Origin of the sequence: Sulfitobacter sediminis (genome assembly GCF_040811725.1) — a bacterium.
Classification (GTDB): domain Bacteria; phylum Pseudomonadota; class Alphaproteobacteria; order Rhodobacterales; family Rhodobacteraceae; genus Sulfitobacter; species Sulfitobacter sediminis.
In genome coordinates, this window is the sequence record NZ_JBFNXX010000062.1 from 1 (window position 1) to 5,522 (window position 5,522).

Below are 5,522 nucleotides of genomic sequence, written 5' to 3' on the forward strand. Positions count from 1 at the left end.
GTGACACATCCAAACCCACAAAGTAATCCATCTCGTTCTCCTCAGATTGCAGCAATTGCCGCAAGTCTATCGAGAACCTGACCCAGCTACTTGGTCAGCCCGATTACTCATGCTTTGTCCGCCTTGCAGTCATAGCCCCGATTTCGGCAAACGTCCGGTATGGGGATAAGCTGCCACTCACGGCAGCAACCGCAGATCAGCGTCTATCAATGACCGCTTCTAGCCAGACCCGACCTTCATCGAAATTCGGGATAAGACTGCAACGCGGGACGAAACCGCCGTTCGCCGCAACGCTGCAAAAGCAACCCAAATATCTACGACAGCCCCATGAACGGGGCCATCATAGGATCGGTCCGTTAAGTGCGTAACTCCCGCTCAAACGGCAATTATCACTGCGATGGCCACGACGCAGATGGATCCCAGTGCCGGAAGAATGGGCGAGATCGAGAGTGGTTTCTTTTTTTCCATCGCGGCCATGCGCTCCTCTTGCATCTTCCGGATCGCGATGGGGTTCATGTCGTAAGTCGGGAACATCGTTGTTTCTCCTCAGTTGATTCAATGCTTCTGAGAAAGACCATCGCCCCTCGCCGTATGTGCGGCGTCAAAGCGAGCGTAACGTCGGCGTAATTTCGTGTCCGCACCTGGCGCACGTCCGATATTAGCGATTGTGACAAAAAGCGGCCTGTCCGAGTATGTCCCGTGACGGAGTAAAGCGATGTCCGGAATAAGCAAAACACCCTCTGGGAATCCCGTCTTGCGGCTATTGGGCGGCCTCGAGTTCGACGGACCTGAGGCAAAATCCTTACCCCGGAAGGTCAAGGCGCTTGCCGCCTGCGTTGCGTTGCATGGTTCAAGAGGGATCAGCCGGGAGCGGCTCGCAGCGCTTTTCTGGGAGGACCGGGCCGAGGATCAAGCCCGTGCAAGTCTACGCCAAGCCCTCTCGCTCTTGCGTCGGACTCTTGGCGACGCGCTCGTCGCCGATGATGGGATTGTCCGGTTGGAATCTGAGATCGTGTCAGTGGATGTCTGGGAGTTCGAGGACTTGATTGCCATGACGGATGTGAGGTCGCTCGAAACGGCGTCGTCACTCTATGTTGGCGACCTGCTCGACGGCTTCAGCATTCGAGAGGAAGCTTTCGAAGCATGGCTCAGGACCGAGCGCGAGCGGCTCCGCAACCTCATGACTGCCGGACTCACACACCTGCTCACCAATCCAGCGATCTCGTGCGATCCAGCCCGGCTCACCAGCCTCAGCGCACGGCTCCTGGAGGTCGATCCGTTGAACGAGAAGGCGCATCGTAGCCTTATGTCTGCCTATGCAATGCAACGACGTCATGATGCAGCACTACGGCAGTTCACAAGACTCCGCGATCTGCTCGAACGCGAGCATGAGGAAGCCCTGCGCTTGGCGGAGGAGGCCATCTCAATCAGGCCCCAATGTGCGAACACGAATGCCCTCTATGCAAACATCCTTCTCTGGTACGGTCGGCCTGCGGAAGCATTGGATAGGGTTACCTTCGCGATCCGCGCCGCGCCGGTCTACGCATCCTGGTGGGTCGAGATTCTTGCCGCCGCTTATCGTGATCTGAGTCGACTTGAGATGGCTGAAGCGGCTGTGCTTGAACTGCTACGACGGAAACCCGATAGCCTTGAAGCTCGTGTTCTGCTTGCGGGCATTCTCGCAGCGCAGGATCGCCTTGACGAAGCGGTCATGATCGGTGCGCAGGTCAATTCGCTCGACCCCAAGTGTTCACCGGAAAATTTGGCCCGCCGCCATCCATATCGCCGCAACACTGATCTCGAGAAACTCCTCAGCTTGCTGAGGTCATGCGGATTACCAGCATGACGGTCATGTTCATCACGGGCGATGCAGTTTTGATCCGGATTCTTGAGCACGGTTAGCGCGGTCAAGATGCGCCCATCTACGCGACAAAGCGGACACTGGGCGAGGAAGGGCATATGTCCCAGTTGCGGACAAACTTGCCATTGGTCATCTGCAGCATCTTCTTAGGCACCTGTATACTTTTTCATTGATCAGGCTCTAAGCTGTAATCACGATCACCGAACTGCGCCTGCCTGCGCACCAGAAGATTTCAGGAGCATCATTATGGCTGAATGCGCCAAGTGCGGCTTTGAAAACCCGAATTCGAATAGATTCTGCGGCGGGTGCGGCGAATATATGGTTGTAGTTTGCTCAAGGTGCCGATGGAGCAATCCGACAGACCACACGTTCTGCGGCAATTGCGGCGAGCGGCTCGGGTGTACTTCAGTTCGCCAAGAAACTGGATCAACAAAAGTTTCATCGGGGACAAGAAGTGTTCCTAATTCAGCAAGCTTCCAACTCGCGAAAAGCCCACAGCGCAAGGCGTCTGACTTGCCCGAGCAACTGGCAAACAAGTTGCGAAAGATCAAGGATAGAGTGCCGGGTGAACGCAAGCACATCACAGTTCTATTTGCAGACATAATGGATTCAACCGCGCTCACAGAGAGCAAGGATGTAGAAGATGCGTTTGGGCTGCTTGCTACCATGGTGGACTGTATGTGTGAGGCCGTTCACCGCCACGATGGTATCGTCAGCAAGGTCCTTGGTGATGGGATAATGGCAATTTTCGGTGCACCAATTGCCTATGAGGATCATGCTACTAGAGCCTGTCGAGCCGCAGTGGAAATGCGCGACGCATTATTCAACATGATGCCGGATCAGTCTGGAAATGGCGTTCAGAATCCGAGTTTCAGAATTGGTCTAAACTCTGGTGAAGTCGTGGTCTTGTCCATCGGCGATGACTTGAACATGGATTATGATGCGATTGGGCCGACGGTTCACCTTGCGGCACGCATGGAGCAAACAGCCGCCCCAGGTAAGATCCAAATCACAAACAACACTTTTCGGCTGGCTGAGGCTGTAATTGCAACCGAGGACGCGCGCAGCGTCGAGGTGAAAGGGTTCAGTGCACCGGTAAAAGCATTCGTTCTCAACGAAGTGCGGCCGGAGGGGCAGCGCATAGAAACTTCGATTAGGAGCGGCTTGAATCGTCTGCGCGGTCGAGACCGTGAAATGGTTGGCCTGCGAGACGCCTTGGATGCCGCTATGGAGCAGCGCGGCGCGGTTGTTGGTCTGGTTGGTGCTCCAGGTGTTGGCAAGTCACGTTTAGCTTACGAGGCTTCGCAGCTAGCGAGCAAAATGGATTTTAGACACTTCTTTGTTGCTGGCTCACCCGAATATTTGACGCGCCCGATGCACACTGTTCGCATGTTACTTCGAAACGTTCTCGCAATACCCGATACCGCAAAGATTGATGAAGTGCTTAAGCGTCTCGAAGCGTTGACGGGACGAGACAAAGGGTATCTGGAACCATTCGTCATCCCCATCGCGAGCGAGCTGGATTGCAAAATCCATGACAAGGCTTGGAATGTGATGGAGCCCGCGGTTCGACGAGCAAAGGTCTCAGACGCGGTCGTTCAATTTCTCATGATGCTAGGTGAGCGCACGCCGACAATGCTTGCCATCGAGGATGTTCAGTGGATCGACCCAGAAAGCCAGGACATTCTTGAGGCTTTGGTGCCAGCAATTTCTGGGAACAGCCTATTGCTCGTTCTTACATTCAGGCCCGAGTTCCATGAAACTTGGGAGCAACGTGGGCATTATCGCCGCATGTATGTTGACGCATTGTCGGAAACAAATGCGCGCGAGATGGTCGACGATATACTTGGATCAGATGGTTCTCTTGACACTTTACGATCCAAGCTCGTGACGGCCACTGGCGGCATTCCTTTGTTCATTGAGGAAAGCATTCGCACGCTGTTGGAAGATGGGCAAATCTCCGGCGACAAGGGCAGATACACTGCTGCACGGCAGGTTGAGGAGATTTCGCTTCCACTTACCGTGCAGGCGATCCTAGAGGCGCGTATCGACCTTCTAAGCCAACAGATGAAGGAGGTCTTGCACTCCGCGGCAGTGATCGGTCGAACCGCTCCGGAGGAGACCCTGCGTTTTGTGTCCGGACAGGACAGTTCTAGCTTCGAAGACAGCATCTTTCGACTTGAGGACCTAGACTTTCTCCGCGAGAGCCAGATCTTTCCACGTCGAGAATATTCATTTCTTCAGAACATTACTCGGGATGTTGCCTATGCAGGACTGGTAAAAAATCGTCGTCTTGAATTTCACCGGCGCGTTGTCGAATTTTTTGAAGACGGTGAGCCACCGTCAAAGGTTGAGAACCAGGATGAGCTTGTCGCGATACTTGCACATCACTCGTTCAAAGGCGAACTCTGGACAAAAGCGGTCACCTATTTCCTCGATGCTGCGCGACGCGCGGTTGGAAAGTGGGCCAATAAGGCAGCTCTCACGGCGCTGGCATCAGCGCTCGAGGCTCTGCAAAATGCATCAGACGCAGAGGAAATCTCTCCGCTCGAGGCGGATATTAGGCGATTGGAAATAAAGTATTTGATAGCGCAGTGTCGATATTCGCTTGGCGAGTTCGACGCCAGCTTGCAGACTTTGAATGAAGAAAAAGACTTGATTGAAAGAGTTTCTAATCGATCCTTAGCGGCGCAATGTCATTTTTGGATCAGCCATATTCAATGCCGCATCGGAGAGAGCGGTTTGGCGGCGGAAGCTGCCAAGGTGTCTGCGCAAACGGCACAGGCCGTCGGTGACCTTCTCACTGAAGGGAAGGCGAATGCGTCACTCTCGCTGATCTACTATCAGACTGGAGATTGCGCTTCGGGCCTAGAAGCCGGTAGCCGAGCCATAGAGTTGCTAACTAAAGCTGGTGACGAATATTGGCTGGGGATGAGCCATTTTTACGTCGGTATGATATACATGATTGCCGACCATACGACAAAGGCAGCTCAAATCGCAGACACCGTGATTGAGATAGGCCAGCGGATCACCAATCCTCGTCTGCAATGCTACGGTATGTTTCTTTTAGGTTGGGCAGCCGTTGCCTCCGGAGATGCAGAACGTGGTGTCTTGATCTGTGGAGAAGCAGAGCAAAATGCGCCGGATGCTACGAGCAGGGCCTACGCGCGAGCATTTGAAGGCTACGCAATGCTGGAGGCTGGTCAAACACATGAAGCTCGCGAACTTCTCGATGAATGCACTCGCGCATTTGAGCAGTTCAATTTCCCAATCTTTACGTCTTGGTTTGGCGCATTGCATGCGGAAGCGATCCGAAGGTCGGGAGACGCCGATGCCGCCGCCAAGGCCGCGGAAAAGAGTTTAGCGATTGCGGAAAGGATCAATCACCCGTGGGGAAAGGCTTGGGCACATGGAGTGCTGGGCCGCCTTAACAAGCAGTCCAAGATGCACCTATCACCGGATCAGAATAGGGCCTTGGCTGACGAGACGTTTCGCCAAATACGAGACTCTGTCTGAGCGCCCAGAAAGTGCCTAGCGCAGCCCAAATCGCCAGAAATAGATTAGACTAGAAGCAATGTCGCCTCTGGGCTGATTGTGTTGAAAAACTCTGCTTGAGCGATGCTCTGACTGCTGATTCACTTCCCTTGAGATTAGGGAGGTC

Annotated in this window: 3 protein-coding genes and 1 pseudogene; 3 read left to right on the forward strand and 1 reads right to left on the reverse strand. The window is 54.1% G+C overall.

Features of this window, described 5'->3' with window-relative positions; translation table 11 throughout:
- Positions 1 to 375 precede the first annotated feature (375 nt).
- The gene (locus AB2B41_RS22890; protein WP_367880144.1) at positions 376 to 534 is read right to left on the reverse strand and encodes a hypothetical protein; all 159 of its coding nucleotides are present in this window, start codon (positions 532 to 534) and stop codon (positions 376 to 378) included.
- Positions 535 to 715: 181 nt separating this feature from the next.
- On the opposite strand from AB2B41_RS22890, the gene AB2B41_RS22895 reads away from it, so the two are divergent.
- From AB2B41_RS22895 to AB2B41_RS22905, 3 genes and pseudogenes are all read left to right on the forward strand, one after another.
- The gene (locus AB2B41_RS22895; RefSeq protein WP_367880145.1) at positions 716 to 1,846 is read left to right on the forward strand and encodes an AfsR/SARP family transcriptional regulator; all 1,131 of its coding nucleotides are present in this window, start codon (positions 716 to 718) and stop codon (positions 1,844 to 1,846) included.
- A gap of 261 nt (positions 1,847 to 2,107) precedes the next feature.
- Positions 2,108 to 2,236, forward strand: a pseudogene (locus AB2B41_RS22900) (double zinc ribbon domain-containing protein); the annotation flags it as partial.
- A gap of 138 nt (positions 2,237 to 2,374) precedes the next feature.
- On the forward strand, positions 2,375 to 5,377 hold the full coding sequence (locus AB2B41_RS22905) for an ATP-binding protein (protein WP_367880146.1): 3,003 nt from the start codon (positions 2,375 to 2,377) through the stop codon (positions 5,375 to 5,377).
- Positions 5,378 to 5,522 lie beyond the last annotated feature (145 nt).